Raw genomic sequence first — 24,153 nt, 5'->3', positions numbered from 1 at the left:
AGCACTCCATGTAATTTTGCTAGTTATAGGATACCTGGACGCAGAGCGCCCGGCCGGGTACCGCCGCAGAGCAACGGTACCGAGAAATAAACTTTCACCCTTCAACTTAACACTTAAGACTTTTAAACTTAACACTCCCTACTTGGTACTCCTATATATTAGCCAGGAATCCTTCCCCACCAACAAAACAGGAAACCTTTAAAAGATTCTCAAATCTTGGAACTATAGACACTAGATTAGTTATACATACATCCTTATACTCACATGAGTTTATAAACGCTGATTTTATCAGGGTTTTTATAGGAGAAATCTGTACTAACACGTTTCGTGGTTAGTTGAAATAACTGGAAATAGTTAACTATGCTCCGTGTCATCCCGGACCCGATCCGGGATCTCGCAAAGAGATACCCGTTGATTGGAGATCGATCCAGATCAACGTTTTCAGACCCTGCGAGATCCTGAAACAAGTTCAGGATGACACAGAGACTATTTCAATAACTAACCACTAAACTTGTTAGGTAAACCTGTAGCATTATCCATCAGGAAGACAAACAAAAATTTAACATCTAAAAACAGTTAAAGAATGAACATAGCAGTAATAGGCACCGGGTATGTAGGGCTGGTCAGCGGCACCTGCTTCGCCGATTCCGGGAATAACGTGACATGCGTAGATATCGACGAGAAGAAAGTAAAAACCCTTCGGGAAGGCAACGTCCCGATCTACGAGCCCGGCCTGGAAGCGATCTTTGACCGCTCCATCAGGGAGAACCGCCTGCATTTTACTACCGACATGGCCGAAGCGGTGACCGATGCCGACATCGTATTCCTCTGCCTGCCGACCCCCCCGGGCGGCGACGGGCAGGCCGACCTCTCGGCCGTGATGAAAGTCGCCGGGCAGCTGGGCGGGATGCTCACCGACTATACGGTCATCGTCAACAAGTCGACCGTGCCGGTGGGGACCGCCGACCGGGTGCGGGAGGCGATTGCCGAGCAGGCCGACCCGGAGCTGTTTGACGTGGTCTCCAACCCCGAGTTCCTGCGCGAAGGGGCCGCCGTGGAAGACTTCATGAAGCCCGAGCGCGTGGTCATCGGCACCGGCTCCGAGCGGGCCGCCGACATTATGACCACCCTCTACGAGCCGTTTGTGCGCTCCGGCAACCCGATCATTGTGATGGACGAGCGCAGCTCCGAGCTGACCAAGTACGCCGCCAACGCCATGCTGGCGACCAAGATCACCTTTATGAACGAGATTGCCAATATCTGCGAGCGGGTAGGGGCCAACGTGGACAACGTGCGCCGCGGCATCGGCACCGACTCGCGCATCGGCAAGCGGTTCCTGTTTGCCGGCATCGGCTACGGGGGCAGCTGCTTCCCCAAAGACGTGCAGGCGATCCACTACACCGCCGCCCAGAACGGCTACGACTTTAAGATCCTGGACTCGGTCATGAAGGTCAACGAGTCACAGAAAGTATCCATCGTACGCAAGATGGAGGCCTACTACGGGACCAACGATTTCTCCGGCAAAACCTTCGGGGTGTGGGGACTCTCCTTCAAGCCCGAAACCGACGATATCCGCGAGGCCCCGGCCCTGTATGTAGCAGATGAACTCGTAAAACAGGGCGCCAGGCTGATCGCCTACGATCCGGAAGCGATCGGCACCTTCAAGCGGGCTACCACCCAGCGCGTGCTGGACAATACCACCTTTGTCCATGACCAAAAAGACGCCCTTGAGGACATCGATGCGCTCATCATCTGCACCGAGTGGAACGAGTTCCGCCGCCCCACGGTCGACCACTTCAAAGACGAGATGAAACAGCCGGTCATCTTCGACGGCCGCAACCTTTACGACCTGGACCGCGCCCGCAACGCCGGCATCACCTACATCAGCGTAGGTCGACCAAGCGTGATCCATGAAGAGGTTGAAGAAGGTCGGAAGGTCTAAAGGTCGGAACGTCTAAGGTCTTTATTCGTTTAACTGTTGAGACGTTGAAGTGTTTAGTTGTTTAAGTCGAAGGTCAGAAAGTCAAAAGGTCAAAGTTGAATCAAGGGAGGTTTATCTTGGGACGGGTTGAGCGGTTTGAAGATTTGGATATATGGAAAGATGCCAGGTCACTAGTATCTGACATTTATTCTTTGTCCCGTGAGAATGAAGAATTATCTCGTGATTATGGATTTAGAAATCAGTTGCAACGAGCTGCTGTCTCCATTATGAATAATATCGCCGAAGGATTTGAAAGAGACGGTGATTCTTCTTTTAAACATTTTTTAAACTTTAGTAAATCTTCCTGTGGCGAGGTGAGAAGTATGATTTATCTCGCAAAAGATCTGTCATATATGGAGGAAGATGAGGCAGATAGATTAATTAAAAGGCTCAAAGTTTTATCCAGGAAAATATCGTCACTAATGAAATACCTGGGCACCAGCAGTTGATAAAAAAGACCCTTGGACTTTCAACCTTAGACTTTAAGACCTTGGACCTTTGACTTTAGGACCTTGGACCTTTGACTTTAGGACCTTTGACCTTTGACTTTAGGACCTTTGACTTTAGGACCTTTGACTTTAGGACCTTTGACTTTAGGACCTTTGACTTTAGGACCTTCAGACCCATATAAAACTAAATTCTAATTTTCAGACTTAAGACTTTTGAAAACTAACGGAACAAAAAAACGCATCCTCATCACCGGCGGCGCCGGCTTCCTCGGTTCCCACCTGTGTGATCGCTACCTGCAGGAAGGGTACGAAGTGATCTGCATGGACAACCTGAGTACCGGCAGTGCCGACAACATCGCGCACCTGATCGGTAACGAAGACTTTCATTTTATCAATCATGACGTCACCAATTACATTCACGTGGGAGGGGAGCTGGACCTCATCCTCCATTTTGCCTCCCCCGCCTCCCCGATCGACTACCTGGAGATGCCGATACAGACCCTGAAAGTCGGCTCGCTGGGGACCCACAAGGCGCTGGGGCTGGCCAAGGCCAAGAACGCCCGTTTTTTGCTGGCCTCCACCAGCGAGGTGTACGGTGACCCACTCGTTCACCCGCAGAAAGAGGAGTACTGGGGCAACGTAAACCCGATCGGCTTCCGCGGGGTATATGACGAGGCCAAGCGCTTTGCCGAGGCGATGGCGATGGCCTACCACCGCTACCACGGGCTGGAGACGCGCATCGTTCGCATCTTCAATACCTACGGGGCGCGCATGCGGATCCATGACGGCCGGGCCCTGCCCACCTTCATGCGGCAGGCCCTCAGCGGGAACCCGCTCACCGTCTATGGCGACGGCTCCCAGACCCGGTCGTTTACCTACGTGGACGACCTGGTGGAAGGGATCTGGCGGCTTTCCCAGAGCGACTACACCGAGCCGGTGAACATCGGCAACCCGCAGGAGGTCAGTATTCTCGATTTTGCCAAAGAGATTATCGAGCTGACCGGCTCCGACAGCGAAATTGTCTTCGAGGAGCTGCCCAAGGACGACCCCCAAGTGCGCCAGCCGGACATCACCCGGGCCCAAAAAGTGCTGGACTGGGAACCCAAACACGACCGCAAAGAGGGCTTAAAAAAGACACTCAGCTATTTCAAAGAAAAAGTAAAACAGGGCAGCGAAAGCACATCGTGAGGTGTTGATAGTTTAGTCGAAGGTCTGAAGGTCCAAAAGTCTAATGTCTTTTTGTTGTTGAGACGTCGAATTGTTGAAATGTTGAAGGTTATAGGTTGAATGTTGGTTGTCGCTTTCGGCCCGCTCCTGAACATTATGCCTCTATCCACAACCAGTCATCTCGATCCCGAAGGCTTTCGGAAGAGAGATCTTCCCAGGGAAAAGAGCAAACAAATGTAACCCGTAGCGCCGCTGCGGGAGTCAACGTCAAAAGGTCTCGTATCCATGCCATGGGCTTATGTTTATTATCAAAGAACACGTTTAGCGGTTAAAAAATAGCTTTTGTGTCATCCTGAACTTGTTTCAGGATCTCGTAGAGCCTCTATCTTTGATATCAGCTCTCAACAGATCAGCGTTTAGTGCCACCACGAGATCTCCGAGCTGTCGGAGGTCCGGGATGACACAGAGGGTACTTCTTGGTTCTTTGCCATCTAATCTAACCGCTAAATATGTTTAAAGAATAAGCCTTTATCGAGAAAGATTTCTCCCTGACGGTCGAAATGACGCTTACGTGTAGGGGCTTGGTTGTTGATTGCGCCCCGCCTTCCAAGAACAAAAGCCATATCTCCCAAACCCGTCATCTCGACCGAAGCCTGCGCATGGAGAGATCTTTCAAGGACAAGGGCACCCCTAAATCCTCCGCCAGTGGTCGGACAGGCTCTAAAGGGGACTTTCTGTGGAGCCATCATTAACAATTCAAAATTCCAGTACCCGCCCTTCGAAATTTTTGTTGAAGGGAGTGCCCGGAACCGGAGCGTGTAGAAACCATTTTTGATTAGGTCGAAAGTCGGAAGGTCTTTTTGTTGTTGAGTTGTTGAAACGTTGAACTGTTGAGTTGTTGGCAGCTTTCGAAATTTATGCCCTAACACATGAACCGTCATCTCGAACGTGAGTGAGAGATCTTCCTACGAAGAGGCCACAGGCCAGTGAAGAGCCGTTAAACCTCAAATACAACTCATCCACCAGTTCAGTGCCTTATTGTCCAGGCCTCCCAAAAAGAATGTTCAGGTCGTATCTCATTTTGAGGTCCCTATTCAAATCTAGCCCTTTTCAGGAAAGATTTCTCCCTCACGGTCGAAATGACGCTAGCGTTGAGAGGCTTGGTTGTTGATTGCGGCCCGCCTTCCGGGAATATAATCCTATCCTTAAACCAGTCATCTCGACTGTGTCCGACTACCGGCGGAACGGAGCCTGCGCAGTAAAAGATCTTTCAAGGACAAGGGCAGTCATAGTGGAAGATACAGCCCACCGTTGAGGTGGACCGCACCAGTATCTTGCTAATTTAATCTATAATGTTGGTAGGCAGTTGTACTGCCGACCAGCTTCGTTAGTCAAATGAGGATGCCTGGACGCAGAGCGCCCACCGGGTACCGCCGCAGAGCAACGGTACCGAGATATGGGTCGTAGTTTTGGATAGGAGAACAATGTATTAAAAGGACTCATATAAGTCCCCTCTTGGGAGGGGTGCCGAGTTCACGAGGCGGGGTGGGTTCCCGGGGCAGTGGGTTGTGGAAATATGCTGAGCCTTCTTCTATGCTAATAGCCTATTTATAACATAGAGCCCCCATCGAGAAAGATTTCTCCTTGGCAGTCGAAATGACGTTATAGTGTTTGCATGGATTGTTGATTACTGCCCGCTCTCCAAGAAGAAAAGCCACACCCATCAACCCCGTCATCTCGACCGCAGCCTGCGGAGGGAGAGATCTTTCAAGGACAAGGGCACCCCTAAATCCCCTAAAGGGGACTTTCTGTGGAGCCATCATTAACAATTCAAAATTCCAGTACCCGCCCTAACGTAAATTTCGCTGAAAAAAGAGCTCAGCCGAAGCATTAAGAAAGAAGTCCTGCTTAGTATTCACTGGGAGCTCCCCATCTTCGGCCTTGGTCAAGTTGACCGCCCGGAAGGAAACGGAGTGAAGCGTAAAGAAAAAATCTGTGATTTTTTTAGCGGAACGTAGAGCCCTTCAGGTCAAGTTTACACCAGCCGGCGATTTTTTTGATTCATTTTTTTATCGATAAAAAAATGAATACCACAACGGGAATAAGACTCCAATCTGATAATTAGGTCTCGAAACATATTCAATTGTGGTATGTGTGCAGCCACCTCGGAGGTAGACTGCACCAGTAATGCTTGCTACCTATTTTTAAATTTAAATCTTAAAATTTAAATCTTTATCCTGTATTTACCAGATTGATAATCCATAAAAATAATCTGCCATGAACAAGCAGACCATCCGGGCCGAAATTAAGCGCTACCTGGCAGATCAGCATGAGATTCTGTTTGCGTATATTTTTGGCTCGTTTGTTGAGGAGGAGCGATTCAGAGATATCGACATAGCGATCTATACAGGCACTGAACTTGATCTTCTCCGGTTGGGGTTGATGGAGACAGAACTGGGTGAACGGGTCAGTAAATCTGTGGACCTCACCTGTTTAAATAACATGCCGGGCAACCATCCCGCATTTGTATACGCTATTGTCACAAATGGCGAGCTGTTACTAAATAAAAACCCACAGCATCATACCCGCTTTAAGAAAAAGACATTGCTGCATTACTTCGATACTGCCCATTTGAGAAGAGAAATAGATAAGGCATTCTCAAAGCGACTGGAATCAGATAAATTTGGCCAGAGAAACTATGAATGAGCGGCTACGCCAACTGGAGGACAACATTGCAGAACTCGAACTATTCAAAAGGAAACATTCTTCCGAAGAGATTAAAAATGATACGACCAAAGAATGGGCCCTCCGCTATGGACTCCTCGAGTCTATACAGATTGTGATTGATATTTCCTGCCACCTGGTGGTTCACAACAACTTGGGGAATGCCGAAACATACGGGGATTGTATAGAGCTTCTGCGAAAGTTTGATTATATCGATGATAAGTTGAGCAAGAGATTGAAAGCGATGGCGGGCCTGCGAAATATATTAGTCCACGAGTATGTGACTGTCGATATTGACCGTCTGTACCACCTGCTGGACAACCTGGATGATTTCAACCGGTTTGCCAAGGCTGTAAAGTTAGAAGGTCTTTAAGGTCAAAAGTCACAAAGTCTGAAGGACTAAGGTCGTTTTGTTGTTGAGGTGTTGAACTGTTGAAGGTTATAAGGTTGAATGTTGGTTGTCGCTTTCGGCCCGCCCTCTGAACATTATGATCCTATCCTTAAACCAGTCATCTCGACCGCAGCTAGCGGAGGGAGAGATCTTCCCAGGGAAAAGAGCAAACAAATGTAACCCGCAGCGCTGCTGCGGGAGGCAACGTCAAAAAGGTCTCGTATCCATGCCATGGGCTTATGTTTATTATCAAAGATTAAAGCCTTTATCGAGGAAGATTTCTCCCTGACGGTCGAAATGACGCTTACGTGTAGGGGCCTGGTTGTTGATTGCGCCCCGCCTTCCAAGAACAAAAGCCATATCTCCCAAACCAGTCATCTCGACCGCAGCTAGCGGAGGGAGAGATCTTTCAAGGACAAGGGCACCCCTAAATCCCCTAAAGGGGACTTTCTGTGGAGCCATTATTAACAATTCAAAATTCCAGTATCCGCCCTTCGAAATTTTTGTTGAGCAAAGTGCCCGGAACCGAAGCGTGTAGAAACCATTTTTGTCTGAGATCCGTGTATTTTCGGATCGAGTTTAAATGGTTTTTCCCGAAAGCTTTCGGGAGGAGGAAACGCAACAAAAATTTCATCTGGCGGGGAATTTTTTGGTTCGTTTTTTCTTCAATGAAAAAATGAACATCACAACGGGAATAAGACTCCAAAATGATAATTAATTAGAATCCTGATCTCATGGACAGGCTCTAAAGGGGACTTTCTTTGGTGCCATTGAACTGTTAGGGAGAGAGCTCTACCATTACACCAGCCTTAGCAACCCCAAAAATTGGAAAAGTATAGGTTAACAACTAAATTGAAATCTAAAATTCAAACCTTGTTGAATTTGATATGGAGCGTATAGTACATATAGCTAAGAATCAAGATGAAGCACGGAAATGGGATATCCACCAAGCTTTGGAGATGACCCATGAGCAGCGACAAGAGGTTGCAGCAGTGTTAAAAAAGCGAGTATATGGCGAAAAAACGATCGACATAAGGGCCTACCACAAACATGAAGGAGAGGAATGAAAGCCGATCATTTTTCAGCTGATACACAGGAGTTTCTGTTTCTTCTTCATAAATACCAAGTAAAATATATGATAGTAGGTGGAGAGGCTGTCATTTATTATGGCTACCCTCGGTTAACAGGGGATGTTGATTTCTTTTACTTGAATAGTTCCGGTAATATTAAGGCTCTTTTTGAAGCCTTGTTGGAATTTTGGAACGGAGATATACCCGGAATAACAGACCAAGAGGAGTTGGGTAATCTTGGATATGTCATACAATTTGGGACGCCACCAAACAGAATAGATCTGTTGAATTCAATTGAAGGCGTAAAGTTTGATAATGCATGGGAAGATAAAAAGAGGGAGCAGGTCCAAATTAATGGCGAATCGGTACCCATCTTTATTATTGGCCTTTCACATTTATTGATTAACAAAGAAAAGGTTGGCCGAAGTAAAGATCAGGATGACTTGGAGTATCTGAGGCAAATTAAAGAATGATGTGTTGGGTTTTTAATGAGCCCTAATTGTTCCAGTTTCCGCCCTTCGAAATTTTTGTTGAGTAAAGTGACCGGAACCGAAGCGTTACGATAGGTCAAAGGATAGAAAGTCAAAGGTCTGAAGGTCGGCACAAAAGCTTTTCCAAGACTTTATTTGTGAATTCTGATTCTTTTTTCCGGCCTTGATTTATGACCCGCCCGGGCAAACGAAGCGCAGGCGTTAAGAAAGAAATCCTGCTCCAGTATTAATTTAAAACCAGTAAATGCTGAAAATTTGAATGCTAAGAAAAGACGGAGGATGTGAAAATCTAGATTTCTTTTAGCCAAAGCGAAGTGCAGCCAGGGGAATAAATCCCCGCCGGCGATTTTTTTCGTCTATTTTTTTATCGCTAAAAAAATAGACACCTATTTGTAATTCTATCCATATTTATACTATTTATAATAGTAGCAGATAGATATAGGATATAGAAGGACATTCAACCAAAGAAGCTCAAAGAGGATCGTTACACTAAGCCAGGATTATGACCATCCGACCCAAAAGGATAATACCGAACGTTATTGTTAGACTCACGAAGTAAAACGTCCTCATCCGGATATTTACAGATAAAAAAGCGACCCGGGCTCTAACCAAGGTCGCTTTTGAGATAGGGGCTCTTAGATTAACTTCTAAGAGCCTTTCTTTATGTCGAACCCGAACCCGAATCCGAGCCATCGCCGCCACTCGTTGACCCATTTTCTAATTCCGGATCAAACGTTATGGGACGAGTACCCGTGGGATCGATCTGGCTTTTCTGCGTTCCGCCGACCCTGCGGTATTCCATAGAGTCGCGTCCATACTTGGCCAGAACCATAGCCAACAAGCGCTCGGAGACATCCTGGGCCTGCTTTTCCAGGGCTTCAATGGATGAACGAAGGTCGTCCGCATCCATCAAAGCGGAATTGTAGTCATTGAGCGTATCCAGCAGGTTATCCGCCAGCTGCTCAAGCTGTTCCACTTCCAGCCCATTGTTGAAATCGAATTCAGGTTCAATCGTCTTTAACGCTTCCAGACGGTATGATAACTTATCATATGCGTCTGAAATGTTTCTCTTATTATAAGCCATAAATTGGCTCCTTTACTTTACCCGGACTTATTAGTAGGAATCACACGGTGTCCGGTTCCCCCTGTGATTCAGAATAGTCTTCTGTCATGATTTACATAATTACTTTTACCGGTTAGAATATGAACTGAGGTGACCTTGCCCCTGGATCGTGCCTACCACTTGCACGGGAATTAGTTACTGCCCTATGGATAAGGCATAACTGCGTTGTATTTGTCAAATAAGCGTTCCCAGACCTGATAATTAGGCTTTCAACCGCTAAACACGTTCTCATAATTCTCATATACAAATATTTTCAGATAATGAGAGGATACCTCTCAAGTAGTTCTCCATGATTTACGCTCTGCCAATAGAAACTAAATATTTTTTTACGAGATAATAAAGTAGTTTCTACAATATGATATATAAATTGACACTGTACTGTACATCTACAGGTCAATTAAATATAAATTCTATTATATAATTAATCATATTTGATATCAAGGCTCCATAGGCTGTAATAAGCCCTGTTTAGGGGATAATCACCTCTGATTATCTTGCAGGAGGATCACTTTTGTTAATAACATGCCCACTTTTTTTAGCAAGAAGCTTACGTTTTCGATAAATGAGGCCGCTTTTTTCGGAATTGAAGAGATAATTGTGGAAAACCAGTTCCAATTTGTGGATAACTAGTTCTCCAGGACGACAAAAGAGAACTAAAAAGTCGATCAAGAGTCCTCGGAAACGACAATTGTGACCTCATTATCAACAAAAGCGATCCATTTGCTCGGAAAGGCGATCTTCTTGACTGGTTGAGAGCCCCTTTTAGGAGGTAAACAGCCCTCATCACCACCTGAACAGCCCTGTTACACCCCTTGAGAGGTCTCCCAGCGTTGAAATGTTGAGTTGTTGAAATGTTGAACTGTTGAAGGTTATAGGTTGAATGTTGGTTGTCACTTTCGGCCCGCTCCTGAACATTATGCCTCTATCCACAACCAGTCATCTCGATCCCGAAGGCATTCGGAAGAGAGATCTTCCCAGGGAAAAGAGCAAACAAATGTAACCCGCAGCGCTGCTGCGGGAGGCAACGTCAAAAAGGTCTCGTATCCATGCCATGGGCTTATGTTTATTATCAAAGATAAAGCCTTTATCGAGGAAGATTTCTCCCTGACGCTCGAAATGACGCTTACGTGTAGGGGCCTGGTTGTTGATTACGGACCGCTATCCAGGTACAAAAGCCCCATCCCCCAAACCCGTCATCTCGACCGCAGCCTGCGCAGGGAGAGATCTTCCTCGGAGAAGGGCAAAAACAGAAACAACGTCGCTAATCTGAAATAAAGCTTTATCCCGGTTCCATACTCGTCAATGCTTCCCAAAAGCATATTCAGGCAGTATCCCATTTCATGGTCAAATTCAAAACGGAGCCCTTTTCAGGAAAGATTTCTCCTTGGCAGTCGAAATGACGTTATAGAGTTTGCATAGATTGTTGATTACTGCCCGCTCTCCAAGAAGAAAAGCCACACCCATCAACCCCGTCATCTCGACCGCAGCCTGCGGAGGGAGAGATCTTTCAAGGACAAGGGCACCCCTAAATCCCCTAAAGGGGACTTTCTTTGGAGCCATTTATTAATTCATAATTTTATCTTCTCCGGCCTCAGATTCATGAACCGCCCGGGGGCGAAAACGGATAGGCGTTAAAAGAAAGTAATTCTGCTCTGGATTTGTTGCGAGTTTACCCTTTCCGCCCTACGAAATTTTTGTTGAGCAAAGTGCCCGGAACCGAAGCGTGAAGAAACCATTTTGGGTAGGTCAAATGTCAGAAAGTCTAAGGTCCAAGGCCCGCCTGTTTTTTTCTCAGCCCATCTTCAAACAGAATGCTTTTATTTTTACTGTTTTTTTATGAATGGGGAACGGGGTCTGGGGAATTGCGCCACGTACAGGGGAAGTAGCCCCTGACGTTTAAAAGCAATCCGTTGTAAAAATACTCGGTAAGAGCAATATCTTCAATTCCCCAGTGAGTTTTTTGGTGGACAGTTCCAGTCCGACTCCTGGCGGATTTTCCTCATCGAAAAAATGAACACTACAACGGGAAAAAGACTCCAATCAGATAATTAGACCTCCCAATCCGAATTCAGCCATTCCTTTTATCTTTAAAAAGAACACACATACAAATTGTCAACCAGGAGCCTTATTCGATTACGCTGCTTTGATGACCCACCCCTGAACCCCTCCCTCCAGTGGAAAAAGCGCCGCTGCATGGAGGGGAACGCATGCATATCTTGCCAGGCCCTCATCAAACATTAATGCTTCGGTTTTCTTCTCGTGCTGTGAAACCTGAAGTCTAAGCAGAGAAAAACAGCAATGCTGGTCATCCCCCATGCCCCCTTCCGACACCACATTGTGATATTTACCAATGAATTGCCAAAAGGGGGACTAAACTTAATTTTCACTCATTCTTCATTTTAAATTCAAAATCGAAACTTCCGGCCTAGCGATTTATGACCCGTCCGGGCAAACGAAGCAGAGGCGTTAAGAAAGAAATCCTGCTCCTGTAAATAATTTAAAACCAGTAAATGCTGAAAATTTAAATGCTAAGAAAAGACGGGAGATGTGAAAATCTAGATTTCTTTTAGCCGAAGCAAAGTGCAGCCAGGGGAATAAATCCCCAGCCGGCGATTTTTTTCGTCTATTTTTTTATCGCTAAAAAAATGGACACCCCAAATGATATTAAGACTCCAATCAGATAATTAGACCTCACACCAATGCATCTATTCCTTTTATCACTAAAAAAGAACAATCACCTCGGAACATTAAAATTTTCTTAAAGTTATAATCACTCACAACTTGATTTAATCCCTGTCAGGCGTTACACTTAGCCACTTAATCGAAATGAGGCTTTTGAGGGGCGTAATGATCGTTGAAATGTTTAATCGTTGAAACATTGAGAAGTTTAAACCTGGCTTCAATTTCTCAATACATAAACGCCTTAAGACCTCAACAAGAACTTTGATTTTAAAACTTTTTGATCTTTTACACTAAAACTTAACTCCGTTGATCCGTTGAAAAGTTAGTCTTTGAAATGTTGAACCGTTGAGACGTTTAGGCGTTGAATCGTTTAGCTGTTGAAGCGTAAAAAAATTCAACAAATACACCCTTGATCCAAAACACAAAAACAAGCAATCTCTGTCATTCATAATTTTCAACTGTTAGAGCGTTAATAAGTGAATTGTGAAAAGTTTGATTTTACAAGGCATGCCATTGAGCAAATGTTTACGCGGGTTATATCTATAGAAAATGTGAAGACAGTGGTTAAGCATGGAAAAAAGATAGCATCATATCCCGATGATCGACCGTATCCAAGTTATTTGATGTTGTATATTATCAATTAACGACCGATACATGTTGTAGTTGCTGTTGATGCAAGCTCAAAAACCTGTATCATAATTACAGCTTACGAACCATCACCAGATATTTGGGAAGATGATTTTAAAACAAGAAAAAATTTGTGAGTTCAATGGAATGTACAATTTGTAAATCCGGAAAAATGAAAGATGGCAAGGTGACCGTGACCCTGCAAAGGGGCAATAGTATCATTGTGATTAAAAGTGTACCAGCCTCTGTCTGCGAAAATTGTGGCGAATACACATTAACAGAATCAGTTACAAAAAAAATTATGGATACCGCGGAAAAAGCTGTTGCCAATAATGCAGAAGTTGAAGTGCTGCAATACGCAGCTTGATTCGTTGAATCGTTGAGAAGTTTAGACGTTGAACCATTGAATCGTTTAGCAGATAAATCGTTTAACATTTAACCTTCAACCTTAAAATAAATATAGACCCCTGAATATAAGTACCTGTTATGCTATATTATTCGGTAACCCAAAAACCTTTAATATCCAGTAATCAGCAATATGTCTGTAACAATACATAAAAATGATTCAGATAAAGCCATATGTGAAGCAATTCATAAGGTGTTGAATCGCAAACACAAGGATAAAATAAAGCTTGATCGGTACTTCGGGAAAGTCTCTTTTGATATCGATGGATTGACATACCAAAAAGAAGTACGGAATGAGTGGAAATAACATCGTTGCTGACACTTCCTTGTTAGTTAATTTTTTTAATGGGTTGGAGCTTTCCAAAAAAGTGCTGAAAGGGCAGCATATTTGGGTTTCTTGCATTACAGAAATCGAGTTGCTCAGTTATCCCTAAAAACTTCGTTGAGCTGTTGAAGCGTTTAAACGTTTAGCAGTTAAACCTGCAACCTGCAACCTTCAACAACAAACGACCTTCGACTTTCAGACTTTTGACCTTAGACCTTAAAGACCTTCGACCTTAAGACTTCTTGTCCTTCGACCTAACACTTTAAACATCCTTAGCCTCGCACACGCAATACACTACAACATGATCTCCAACTTTTTACAAAAGCTGTCAGCGTCCATTACAGCACTCCAGCTGACCAAGGCCTTAACCTTAGTCTCAACCTCAACCTTAGTCTTAGTCTTTTCCCTCTTTGTTTCTCCATCTCAAAGTCATGCGCAAGATTCAGGGCGTCAACTGAACATGAGTCAACAGTTTCGTATGGCGGATCGAATTATACGAGTTGCCGAACCCGGACAGCTTGCTGATACGCTTAATGTATGGGGGGACGTAGGAAGTTCCGGTCGTTATTTGGTGCCACGAAATACATCACTTCCTGAATTGATTTCTTATGCTTTTGGCCCTCAAACGATAAGCGATGATCAAACCAGACTCGACTGGTCGAAACTGCGGGTAGAGGTAAATATTTCTGAGTATAATGATGTGACCGGTATGGAAGAGGTTCAAAATTTCAGGTACCGTTTTAACGAGCCGCTGCCGGATGGAATGCGCGAGTTTGATTTGAAGAACAACCAGGTGGTTGCACTGCAGGTCAAGAGGAGACCCTCATTCGTAGATTATGTACGGGTTGTGGCGCCGGTCTTGTCCAGTATTGCCACAGGGTTCCTTATCATTGAGCGATTGAGATAGATAATTCTAATCTGTAGAGACGCATCGAATGCGTCTTTGTAAAGACATTTCTAAGTACTCCTTACATGTTACAAAAAGATACCAAAATCTACATCGCCGGCCATCGTGGCATGGTAGGCTCAGCTGTTAAGCGTAAATTCGAGCAAGAGGGATATGAGAATTTAGTTTTGCGCACCAGTTCCGAACTGGATCTTCGCAACCAGCAGGCCGTACGTCAGTTTTTCCAAAAAGAAAAACCAGATATAGTTGTCGATGCAGCCGCAAGGGTAGGGGGGATATTGGCAAATGATGAATATCCCTGGCAGTTCCTGTACGAAAATCTTGAGATACAAAACAACATTATTGCGGCCTCTCATGAACATGAAGTTGATAAACTGGTTTTCCTGGGCAGCTCCTGTATCTATCCCAAGCACGCCGACCAGCCGATGAGCGAAGACGCACTCTTGACCGGCCCACTGGAACCGACCAACCAGTGGTATGCCATCGCCAAAATTGCAGGGGTGAAGATGGTGGACGCTTTGCGGAGACAATATGATCGTGATTATGTTTCACTGATGCCTACCAACCTGTACGGCCCCAACGATAACTTTGATCTGAAGACCTCTCACGTGCTGCCGGCCATGATACGTAAATTTCATGAAGCCAAAGAAAACAGGCATAGCCCTGTCCCCCTCTGGGGCACGGGATCGCCCATGCGTGAATTTTTACATGTCGATGATGTAGCAAATGCCGTGTTCTTTACTCTTAATAATGAGATGGAATATGATCTCTACAATGTAGGCACAGGAAAGGATATTACGGTTAAAGACCTGGCCCTGCTTATACAGGATATAGTCGGCCATGAAGGAGATATCAACTGGGATACCTCCAAACCCGACGGCACGCCAAGAAAGCTGATGGACGTAAGCCGTATGAACAAAGCCGGCTGGACCTATAACATCGAGCTGAAAGATGGTATAAAGGCTACTTATGAGTGGTTTAAAGAGAATTTAGACGAGATAAAAGAGCTGAAAGTTGAAAGCTGAAAGCCCCAAGCTCAAAGCATAACTCTTTCAACATTTAGCATTCAACTTTTAGCAAAATGCGTAAAAAGGATTTGATATCATAAAACTACTGACAGGTCAATTTTTAATTACTTTCAGCTTGAAACTTTGAGCTTTCAGCTTCTATGAACACAGATTTTGCTTTTAAAGATTTAAAGGTTTGGGAAAGAGCTATCGAATTTGCTGATTTTGCCATTTCCTTATCTGAGAATCTGGATACTCCACAGAATCATTTTAGACTGGTAGAACAATTCGAGTCAGCTTGTACGTCGGTTTCGATGAATATAGCTGAAGGAAAAGGCAGAAGGTCTAAAAAGGAATTTATTCAGTATTTATATATCGCCAGGGGCTCATTATATGAGACGATAACTTTGGCAACCATATTTCATAAGCGAAATTGGATTACTAATGAAGATTTTGAAAAACTCGAAAACGAGGCACTCGAAATAGCCTCCATGACTAAAGGATTAATCAACGCAATAAAGAAAAGTTGAAAGTCCCAAGCTGAAAGCTCAAAGTTTTTACTTTCAGCTTTGAGCTTTCAACTTTCAGCTTATTACTAACTTTGAAATTTATAACGACTAAATAACTGTACTTTGACTGCTACTAAAAACAAGGTTGCCCTAATCACTGGAATAACAGGCCAGGACGGATCATACCTGGCAGAACTACTACTCGACAAAGGCTATGAAGTCCACGGCATAAAGCGTCGTGCCAGCCAGTTTAACACCGACCGGGTAGACCACCTCTACCACGATCCCCACTTTAAAGGTCTTCCGTTTTACTTGCACTATGGAGACCTAACCGACTCCACCAACCTGATTCGAATCATCCAGGAAACTCAGCCGGACGAGATTTATAATTTGGCAGCCCAGAGCCATGTGCAGGTTTCGTTTGAGGCCCCGGAATATACCGCGGATGTTGATGCCCTTGGGGTGCTGAGGATACTTGAAGCTATCCGAATCCTGGGACTGGAAAAGAAGACAAAATTTTACCAGGCGTCTACTTCTGAGCTTTATGGAAAAGTGGTAGAGACGCCTCAAAACGAAGATACCCCATTTTACCCGCGCTCACCCTATGCGGCAGCAAAACTCTACGCCTACTGGATTACCAAAAACTACCGTGAAGCGTATGACATGTATGCGGTAAATGGTATCCTTTTTAATCATGAATCACCGCGGCGGGGTGAAACATTCGTAACACGTAAGATTACACGTGCGGCTGTTCGGATCGCAGAAGGCCAGCAGGAAAAATTATTTCTGGGCAACCTCAATGCCAAGCGCGACTGGGGCCATGCCAAAGATTATGTACGTGGCATGTGGCTCATGATGCAACAGGAGGAGCCGGAGGATTTTGTGTTGGCCACTGGTGAAACAACAACAGTGCGAGAATTTTGTACTTCAGCCTTGAAGTGCCTGGATATCGAGATTGAATGGCAGGGTGAAGGCGTGAATGAAGTGGGCATAAATAAAAATAATGGTAAACAGATTGTTGAAGTAGATCCACAGTATTTCCGGCCTACGGAAGTAGATATTCTATTAGGTGATCCCTCTAAAGCTAAAGAAAAGATGGGGTGGACCTTCGATTATAGTATTGATGATTTGGTCAAGGATATGGTCGAGAAAGATTTGAAGAAGATAAAAGGTGAAAAGCAACCTGCCAGTTAATATAATTTTAAAATCAAAATAATACTATAACTACGATATGAACATAGCAATAATAGGCACCGGGTATGTAGGGCTGGTCAGCGGCACCTGCTTCGCCGATTCCGGGAATAACGTGACATGCGTAGATATCGACGAGAAGAAAGTAAAAACCCTTCGGGAAGGCAACGTCCCGATCTACGAGCCCGGCCTGGAAGCGATCTTTGACCGCTCCATCAGGGAGAACCGCCTGCACTTTACCACCGACATGGCTGAAGCGGTGACCGGTGCCGATATCGTATTCCTCTGCCTGCCGACCCCTCCGGGCGGCGACGGCCAGGCCGACCTCTCGGCCGTGATGAAGGTCGCCGGGCAGCTGGGCGGGATGCTCACCGACTATACGGTCATCGTCAACAAGTCGACCGTGCCGGTGGGGACCGCCGACCGCGTGCGGGAGGCGATTGCCGAGCACGCCGACCCGGAACTGTTTGACGTGGTCTCCAACCCCGAGTTCCTGCGCGAGGGGGCGGCCGTGGAAGACTTCATGAAGCCCGAGCGCGTGGTCATCGGGACCGGCTCCGAGCGGGCCGCCGAGATTATGACCACCCTCTACGAGCCGTTTGTGCGCTCCGGCAACCCGATCATCGTGATGGACGAGCGCAGCTCTGAGCTGACCAAGTACGCCGCCAACGCCATGCTGGCGACCAAGATCACCTTTATGAACGAGATTGCCAATATCTGCGAGCGCGTAGGGGCCAACGTGGACAACGTGCGCCGCGGCATCGGCACCGACTCGCGCATCGGCAAGCGGTTCCTGTTTGCCGGCATCGGCTACGGGGGCAGCTGCTTCCCCAAAGACGTGCAGGCGATCCACTACACCGCCGCCCAAAACGGCTACGACTTCAAGATCCTGGACTCGGTCATGAAGGTCAACGAGTCGCAGAAACTCTCCATCGTACGCAAGATGGAGGCCTACTACGGGACCAACGATTTCTCCGGCAAGACCTTCGGGGTGTGGGGACTCTCCTTCAAGCCCGAGACCGACGACATCCGGGAGGCCCCGGCCCTGTATGTAGCAGATGAACTCGTAAAGCAGGGCGCCCGGCTGATCGCCTACGACCCGGAAGCGATCGGCACCTTCAAGCGGGCCACCACCCAGCGGGTGCTTGATGCTACCACCTTCGTCCACGATCAGAAGGACGCCCTTGATGACATCGATGCGCTGATCATCTGCACCGAGTGGAACGAGTTCCGCCGCCCCACGGTCGACCACTTCAAAGACGAGATGAAACAGCCGGTCATCTTCGACGGCCGCAACCTCTACGACCTGGACCGCGCCCGCAATGCCGGCATCACCTATATTAGTGTCGGGCGGCCTGTAATTGAAGCAAAAGAATTAGAGGCTGTGTAAACGGTTCAACAATTCAACGCCTCAACAACTCAACATTTAAACAGTACCAATGAATAAAGCTCGTAAACAAACAAAGCCTCGTATCTTAATCACCGGCGGCGCCGGGTTCCTCGGTTCTCACCTATGTGACCGCTACCTGCAGGAAGGGTACGAAGTGATCTGCATGGACAACCTGAGTACCGGCAGTGCCGATAACATCGCGCACCTGATCGGCAACGAGGACTTTAGCTTTATCAAGCACGACGTCACCAACTATATCCACGTGGGAGGGGAGGTGGACCTGATTCTCCACTTTGCCTCACCGGCCTCCCCGATAGACTACCTTGAGATGCCAATACAAACATTAAAGGTTGGTTCACTCGGCACCCATAAAGCCCTTGGCTTGGCCAAAGCCAAGGGAGCGCGTTTTTTACTTGCCTCCACCAGTGAAGTTTATGGAGACCCATTGGTACATCCCCAGGCAGAAGATTATTGGGGAAATGTAAATCCCATAGGAGATCGTGGAGTTTATGATGAGGCCAAACGCTTTGCAGAAGCCATGACCATGGGCTATCACCGGTATCATGGAGTGGATACCCGTATAGTCCGAATCTTCAATACCTATGGCTCACGAATGCGATTGAACGATGGACGGGCCTTGCCGACCTTTATGCGTCAGGCTCTGAATGGTAATCCGCTGACGGTGTACGGAGACGGATCACAAACCCGTTCCTTTATGTATGTGGATGATCTTGTTGAAGGGATCTGGTGCTTGTCGCATTCCGATTATATTGAACCTATAAATATTGGGAATCCCGAAGAGGTTACGATCTTGGAGTTTGCCAAAGAAATTATTGAATTAACCGAATCTGACAGTGAGATTGTCTTCGAAGAATTGCCGAAGGACGATCCTCAGGTCCGACAGCCGGATATAAGTCGGGCAAAAAAGGTTTTGGACTGGGAACCAATTATTGATAGGAAACAAGGACTCCAAAAAATTTTAGAGTACTTTTTGGAGAAGGTTAAAAGAGTAGGACATACAAATATTAGTTAATGATTCTTGAAGTATAGATTATGAGAAAAGTTATTGTTACAGGGGGCGCAGGATTTATAGGAAGCCACTTAGTAGATCGACTTCTCGAAAATGGAGATAGAGTAATTTGCATCGATAACTTTGATCCCTATTACAACCGCTCTATTAAAGAAAACAATATCAACAGCCATCGGATGAATAACAAGTATCGGTTGGTGGAAGAAGATATCCGGAATCTTGATACTTTCCGTGATAAGATTACCGAAGATATTGATGTAATTGTACATCTGGCCGCAAAGGCAGGGGTGCGTCCCTCGGTGAAAGATCCAGTTGGGTTCCAGGAAGTAAACGTGATGGGAACACAGAACATACTGGAATTTGCCAAGGAGCGGGATGTCAAACAGTTTATCTTTGCCTCATCTAGCAGTGTGTATGGTACCAATGAAAATGTGCCGTGGTCGGAAGATGATCATGTGCTGAAGCCGATCAGTCCCTATGCCAGTACAAAAGTGAACGGGGAACTGATGGGGCATGTGTATAGTGAACTGTACGACATGCAGTTCCTGGCCCTGCGCTTCTTTACGGTGTACGGACCGCGTCAGCGGCCGGACCTGGCTATTCACAAATTCCTGCGTTTAATGAGCAACGGAGAACAGATTACCTTGTACGGTGACGGCAGCAGCCGGCGCGATTACACCTATATTGATGATATCATTGACGGGGTAATGGCCGCTATTGACTACACCGACAGCATGTATGAAATCATCAACCTCGGCAATAACCGGACGGTGCAGCTCTTAGAACTGGTGGAAGCGATTGAAGAGGCTTCTGGTATTGAAGCGGATAATAAAACCCACGCTCCGGAAGTACCGGGCGATGTGGAGCAGACATGGGCGGATGTGAGCAAAGCGAGAGAGTTACTAGGGTATAATCCTAATTATAATTTGTATAAAGGATTGAAAAAATTTGTACAGTGGTATCAGAACACTTCTATAAATTAAAAAGAACCCATATAATTACGCTATTAGCTAATGTCTAATTTAGCCAGTAAGATTATAGGCGGTTCTTTTTGGGTATCTGTTTTTAGAGTTATACAAAAGGCATTTGGGGCTGTCAAACAGATAATCCTTGCCCGCTTACTATTTCCAGAAGATTTTGGTCTTTTCGGGATTGCCTCTCTTATGCTTCTTGCTTTTGAAGTTCTTACGAGAACTGGTTTTGATGATGCCCTGATTCATATACAAGAAAAAATTGAAGGGTATTTGCATACAAGCTATTGGATACAAGTTCTTCGTGGAGCTTTAATTGGCTTAATTGTATATATAGGAGCTCCAACAATTGCAGTATTCTTCAATGAGCCCCGTGTTGTGCCAATTGTTCAGGTACTTGCTTTAACACAAGTTCTTAAAGGATTTAGAAGTATAGGAGTTGTCTTATTTCGTAAGGAGATGGATTTTCGGAATGAGTCTATTTTCTTGTTTACAGGTGTTATGACAAACTTTATAGTCACAGTAATCTTGGCTTTTTTATGGCAAGATGTCTGGGCGTTAGTTTGGGGCAATGTTGCTGGGGAGGCTGTAATGTTGATAACTTCATTTTACTTTCATCCTTATCGACCTAAGATTTCATTCAATTGGCAAAAGGCAAAAGGACTTTTTAAATATGGGGTCTGGTTATTGGGTGCTGGTGTAGTAAGTTATATTTCTTTACAAGCAGATAATATATTTGTTGGCAAAATTATAGGTACTAGCGCTTTAGGAGTTTATCAAATGGCTTATTTTGTTGCTAATTTACCAACTACAGAAATAGCTAAGCAAATTGGTAAGGTTGTTCAGTCTAGTTATGCCGAATTGCAACATAATACAGAGTTATTACAAAAAAACTATAAAAAAACTTTTGCAGCAATTTCAATATTCCTGATGCCTTTAATAATATGGTTAATATTGTTAAATAATGAGCTAATCTTAATTGTTTTAGGAGAGAAATGGACAGAGATTATACCCATTCTACCAATTATAGCTGTTGGAGCCTTCTTTAGAGGTCTTGGTGCTTCAACAGCTTCTTTATTTAAGGCTATAGGATTTACTTCCAATGTTTTTCGAGTAGAAGCTTTACGTGCAGTAACATTATTGTTAGGTCTATTCTTTTGTAGTTTATATGAAGCAGGATTAATATATGTTTCTTTAGCATATGTCCTTTCAACAATATCTCTATTCATCTATTACATGCTTTTATATAGAAGAAAATTTCATGGTGTAGCATCAGTTATTTTTAGTTTATGGCCTGCACTTGTATCAGGATTAGTTTTAACAGTTGTAACATTAATATTATCAGCTTTCTTCTTTGAATACAATGGGATATTAAATGTTATTGTTACTGTATCATTAGGTTTTGGAGTTTATATAACGACTTTGGTAGTCATTGAAAAGATCACAGGAAGGACAATTTTAATAAGTTTATTTAAGAAATTAGGTGTAAAAATCCCTTTAATAACGTAAAAAAATAAGATATGGATGAAGCAATACCATCACTGAATACTCCTTATGGTCTAGGAGAAGATAATTATAAATTGATTAAGGACTTTTTAAAAAATAGAAATATTAAAAATATACTTGAGTTTGGGAGTGGTAATAGTACAGTTCGCTTAGCTCATGATTTTCAATCTTCAAGTATTACCTCAATAGAACAAAGCGAAAAATATTATAAAGAAACTAGTTCACTATTAAATTCATATGATATAAATAATGCAGTTGTTAAATATTGTCCTTTAAAGGTAATTTCGGTGGGCAAGTTAAGGTTATTTTTAACATATGATCTAAACAAGTGCGATAATAGTTCGGATATTGATTTTGTTCTTATAGACGGCCCAGTTGAACATCAAACAGTTCGTGGTAGAGAAGGTGTTCTTTATCAAATATTCTCAAATATCAACCAAAATGGGATTATTGCACTTGATGACTATCACCGAGAAAATTCCAAACAGACGGTTCAGAATTGGATTAATACTTATCGGGATCAATTACGTATAGTTCAAGAATATGATAATATAGTTATTCTTAAAAAAGAAGTAAGTAATACATCTTATTCTTATCCTGGTTTTTCTTCTGTAGTAGATAACTGGAAGTCTATTATTTATATGTTGAAAAGGAATCGGAAACAACTTTCAAGCTTATTCTGAGTTGCGGTCTAATTTAAAAATTATAGTTTTCAATTTTTAAATATGAGTTTGAAAAATAACAATAAAATTAAATTGCAGGTTGGGGGGGCGGCACGTAAAATATGGATGGATTAATGGAGATATTATAACGGGTGATATCTATTTGAATGCTACAAAGAAAATGCCTTTTCCAGATTATTCAGTTGATTATATATTTGCGGAACAATTTATAGAACATATTACTTTAGATGATGGTAAATATTTTATTAATGAATCTTATCGTATTTTAAAGAATGGTGGCGTGTTACGACTAGCCACACCAGATTTATTTTTGCTTTACCAGATATATTTGGATCAGAATGACATGGTATCCCAAAAAGAGGTTGTAGAAAGGCATAAAAATAACCATAACCCAGATGTAATGAACACCTGCCACTTTAACAATGATATGTTTCGTTTGTGGGGCCACCAATTCATTTATGATTATTCCACCCTCGAGAAAGTTTTACATTTAGCAGGGTTTAAAGAGGTAAACAGGTTATCATTTGGCGAATCTAGTATTGATGAGCTATCTAATTTGGAAAGACATGCTGATACTGAGTGGATGAAAAATGTTTTCCAAATAATATTAGAAGCTAAAAAATAATCCAAAAGAATGAGCAAGCCTTTAGTTTCAGTAATAATTCCAACGTACAACCGATCTAAGCTACTAAAAAGAGCTATAGATAGCGTACTGCAACAAACCTATTCTCATTTAGAATGTTTAGTAGTTGATGATGCTTCAACGGATAACACTAATGAGGTAATAGCAGAATATGAAGATGAAAGGATTATTTATATAAGACATAATGAAAATAAACATGTATCTGTTGCCAGAAATACTGGCATTAAACATGCAGGTGGAAAATACTTGGCATTTTTAGATGATGATGATGAGTGGTTACCTTCAAAGTTAGAAAAGCAAGTTCAAGTATTTGAAAGTGTTGACTCCAAAGTGGGATTGATATACTGTTGGATGGACTTCTATGACGGTAAAAAGTTGATACAACAGCGACATCCCAAACTCAGAGGAGATATTTTTAAAGAAACATTGTCATCTCAGCCAATAGGTAATGCATCAACTTTATTAGTGAAGACAGAAATTGCAGAAGAGATTGGTGGGTTTGACACTAATTTACCAAGGGGAAATGATGGAGACTTTATTAGGAGGATATGTCAAAATTATGAAGTCGACCTTGTCCCGGAAGTTTTGGTAAGATACCATGAAAATCATGGTAATAAGAGAATAACAAGAAATGATACTATAGGGCTAAAGAATGCTATTATAAGTCAGAAAACTAAGCTAAAAAAATTCAGGGATGAATTAGATTTAAATCCTGATTCTAAAGCTAAAGTACTAGCTTCAATCGGTTATTTCTATTCTCAAAGGAGTGATTGGAAAAATGGATTTAAATACTACAAAAAAGCTTTTCTAACTTGTCCATTCTCAAAGAGCCTTTATAAGTATTTGTATAGATCCATAAGGAAAACTTAAGTTGTAAAAAA

The 24,153-nt window shown here is 43.9% G+C and carries 25 protein-coding genes; 22 read left to right on the top strand and 3 right to left on the bottom strand.

Translation table 11 applies throughout. The features are described from left to right. Nucleotides 1–583: 583 nt before the first annotated feature. The 3 genes from NC796_RS19935 to NC796_RS19925 all read left to right on the top strand — a co-directional run bounded on the left by NC796_RS19935 (nt 584) and on the right by NC796_RS19925 (nt 3,618). Nucleotides 584–1,942 (top strand): UDP-glucose/GDP-mannose dehydrogenase family protein, encoded by a 1,359-nt coding sequence (locus tag NC796_RS19935; RefSeq protein ID WP_310687078.1) that lies wholly within the window; start codon nt 584–586, stop codon nt 1,940–1,942. Nucleotides 1,943–2,058: 116 nt separating this feature from the next. Next, on the top strand, nt 2,059–2,430 hold the full coding sequence (locus tag NC796_RS19930; protein ID WP_310687076.1) for a four helix bundle protein: 372 nt from the start codon (nt 2,059–2,061) through the stop codon (nt 2,428–2,430). A 213-nt stretch (nt 2,431–2,643) separates the two neighbouring features. Then, on the top strand, nt 2,644–3,618 hold the full coding sequence (locus NC796_RS19925) for a UDP-glucuronic acid decarboxylase family protein (protein ID WP_310687074.1): 975 nt from the start codon (nt 2,644–2,646) through the stop codon (nt 3,616–3,618). A gap of 133 nt (nt 3,619–3,751) precedes the next feature. Here NC796_RS19925 and NC796_RS19920 read toward each other — a convergent pair whose 3' ends face one another. Together NC796_RS19920 and NC796_RS19915 are read right to left on the bottom strand one after the other, a co-directional pair. Further along, nucleotides 3,752–3,889, bottom strand: a complete 138-nt coding sequence (locus NC796_RS19920; protein ID WP_310687073.1) for a hypothetical protein — start codon at nt 3,887–3,889, stop codon at nt 3,752–3,754. A 211-nt stretch (nt 3,890–4,100) separates the two neighbouring features. Further along, nucleotides 4,101–4,538: a hypothetical protein gene (locus NC796_RS19915; RefSeq protein ID WP_310687071.1), complete on the bottom strand. Its 438-nt coding sequence runs from the start codon at nt 4,536–4,538 to the stop codon at nt 4,101–4,103. Nucleotides 4,539–5,874: 1,336 nt separating this feature from the next. Between NC796_RS19915 and NC796_RS19910 the strand changes: the two genes are divergently transcribed. The 4 genes from NC796_RS19910 to NC796_RS19895 all read left to right on the top strand — a co-directional run bounded on the left by NC796_RS19910 (nt 5,875) and on the right by NC796_RS19895 (nt 8,255). Further along, the gene (locus tag NC796_RS19910) at nt 5,875–6,303 is read left to right on the top strand and encodes a nucleotidyltransferase domain-containing protein (RefSeq protein ID WP_310687069.1); all 429 of its coding nucleotides are present in this window, start codon (nt 5,875–5,877) and stop codon (nt 6,301–6,303) included. Next, entirely contained in the window at nt 6,296–6,694 is a 399-nt protein-coding gene (gene hepT, locus NC796_RS19905; protein WP_310687067.1) for a type VII toxin-antitoxin system HepT family RNase toxin, read from the top strand. Before NC796_RS19910 ends, hepT begins: the two co-directional genes overlap by 8 nt. Nucleotides 6,695–7,599: 905 nt before the next feature. Then, nucleotides 7,600–7,779, top strand: coding sequence for a hypothetical protein (locus tag NC796_RS19900; RefSeq protein WP_310687066.1), 180 nt, complete (start codon nt 7,600–7,602; stop codon nt 7,777–7,779). After that, nucleotides 7,776–8,255 carry a nucleotidyltransferase gene (locus tag NC796_RS19895; RefSeq protein WP_310687063.1) on the top strand — a complete coding sequence of 160 codons (480 nt, stop codon included), beginning with the start codon at nt 7,776–7,778 and terminating at the stop codon, nt 8,253–8,255. Before NC796_RS19900 ends, NC796_RS19895 begins: the two co-directional genes overlap by 4 nt. Nucleotides 8,256–8,934: 679 nt before the next feature. Here the strand turns inward: NC796_RS19895 and NC796_RS19890 are convergent. After that, a complete protein-coding gene (locus NC796_RS19890; protein WP_310687061.1) occupies nt 8,935–9,357 on the bottom strand; it encodes a hypothetical protein in 423 nt (140 codons plus the stop codon). Nucleotides 9,358–10,455: 1,098 nt separating this feature from the next. Between NC796_RS19890 and NC796_RS19885 the strand changes: the two genes are divergently transcribed. The 15 genes from NC796_RS19885 (at nt 10,456) to NC796_RS19820 (ending at nt 24,142) form a co-directional block, all read left to right on the top strand. After that, nucleotides 10,456–10,671 carry a hypothetical protein gene (locus NC796_RS19885; protein WP_310687060.1) on the top strand — a complete coding sequence of 72 codons (216 nt, stop codon included), beginning with the start codon at nt 10,456–10,458 and terminating at the stop codon, nt 10,669–10,671. Between the two features lie 1,883 nt (nt 10,672–12,554). After that, nucleotides 12,555–12,722, top strand: a complete 168-nt coding sequence (locus NC796_RS26880; protein WP_409070398.1) for a DUF4258 domain-containing protein — start codon at nt 12,555–12,557, stop codon at nt 12,720–12,722. Nucleotides 12,723–12,847: 125 nt separating this feature from the next. Beyond that, the gene (locus tag NC796_RS19880; RefSeq protein ID WP_310687096.1) at nt 12,848–13,072 is read left to right on the top strand and encodes a type II toxin-antitoxin system MqsA family antitoxin; all 225 of its coding nucleotides are present in this window, start codon (nt 12,848–12,850) and stop codon (nt 13,070–13,072) included. Nucleotides 13,073–13,243: 171 nt separating this feature from the next. After that, on the top strand, nt 13,244–13,417 hold the full coding sequence (locus NC796_RS19875; RefSeq protein WP_310687058.1) for a hypothetical protein: 174 nt from the start codon (nt 13,244–13,246) through the stop codon (nt 13,415–13,417). 478 nt (nt 13,418–13,895) lie between these two features. Beyond that, complete coding sequence (locus NC796_RS19870; RefSeq protein ID WP_310687057.1) at nt 13,896–14,342, top strand: hypothetical protein; 447 nt, start codon at nt 13,896–13,898, stop codon at nt 14,340–14,342. A 65-nt stretch (nt 14,343–14,407) separates the two neighbouring features. Beyond that, nucleotides 14,408–15,367: a GDP-L-fucose synthase gene (locus NC796_RS19865; RefSeq protein ID WP_310687055.1), complete on the top strand. Its 960-nt coding sequence runs from the start codon at nt 14,408–14,410 to the stop codon at nt 15,365–15,367. A gap of 143 nt (nt 15,368–15,510) precedes the next feature. After that, entirely contained in the window at nt 15,511–15,879 is a 369-nt protein-coding gene (locus tag NC796_RS19860) for a four helix bundle protein (protein WP_310687053.1), read from the top strand. 102 nt (nt 15,880–15,981) lie between these two features. Continuing rightward, nucleotides 15,982–17,052, top strand: a complete 1,071-nt coding sequence (gene gmd, locus NC796_RS19855) for a GDP-mannose 4,6-dehydratase (protein WP_310687046.1) — start codon at nt 15,982–15,984, stop codon at nt 17,050–17,052. A 37-nt stretch (nt 17,053–17,089) separates the two neighbouring features. Next, complete coding sequence (locus NC796_RS19850; protein ID WP_310687042.1) at nt 17,090–18,439, top strand: UDP-glucose/GDP-mannose dehydrogenase family protein; 1,350 nt, start codon at nt 17,090–17,092, stop codon at nt 18,437–18,439. A 49-nt stretch (nt 18,440–18,488) separates the two neighbouring features. Continuing rightward, on the top strand, nt 18,489–19,472 hold the full coding sequence (locus NC796_RS19845) for a UDP-glucuronic acid decarboxylase family protein (RefSeq protein ID WP_310687040.1): 984 nt from the start codon (nt 18,489–18,491) through the stop codon (nt 19,470–19,472). Between the two features lie 20 nt (nt 19,473–19,492). Beyond that, entirely contained in the window at nt 19,493–20,452 is a 960-nt protein-coding gene (locus tag NC796_RS19840) for a GDP-mannose 4,6-dehydratase (RefSeq protein WP_310687038.1), read from the top strand. A gap of 30 nt (nt 20,453–20,482) precedes the next feature. Further along, nucleotides 20,483–21,949, top strand: coding sequence for a lipopolysaccharide biosynthesis protein (locus tag NC796_RS19835; protein ID WP_310687037.1), 1,467 nt, complete (start codon nt 20,483–20,485; stop codon nt 21,947–21,949). An 11-nt stretch (nt 21,950–21,960) separates the two neighbouring features. Then, nucleotides 21,961–22,629 carry a hypothetical protein gene (locus NC796_RS19830; protein ID WP_310687036.1) on the top strand — a complete coding sequence of 223 codons (669 nt, stop codon included), beginning with the start codon at nt 21,961–21,963 and terminating at the stop codon, nt 22,627–22,629. A 142-nt stretch (nt 22,630–22,771) separates the two neighbouring features. After that, on the top strand, nt 22,772–23,254 hold the full coding sequence (locus NC796_RS19825) for a methyltransferase domain-containing protein (RefSeq protein ID WP_310687034.1): 483 nt from the start codon (nt 22,772–22,774) through the stop codon (nt 23,252–23,254). Between the two features lie 9 nt (nt 23,255–23,263). After that, nucleotides 23,264–24,142: a glycosyltransferase family A protein gene (locus NC796_RS19820; RefSeq protein WP_310687033.1), complete on the top strand. Its 879-nt coding sequence runs from the start codon at nt 23,264–23,266 to the stop codon at nt 24,140–24,142. Nucleotides 24,143–24,153: the final 11 nt, after the last annotated feature.

Source organism: Aliifodinibius sp. S!AR15-10 (assembly GCF_031569985.1).
Lineage (GTDB): Bacteria > Bacteroidota > Rhodothermia > Balneolales > Balneolaceae > JAMQKA01.
Note: the sequence above shows the minus strand (reverse complement) of the source record. Positions and strands in the feature narration are given on the sequence as shown.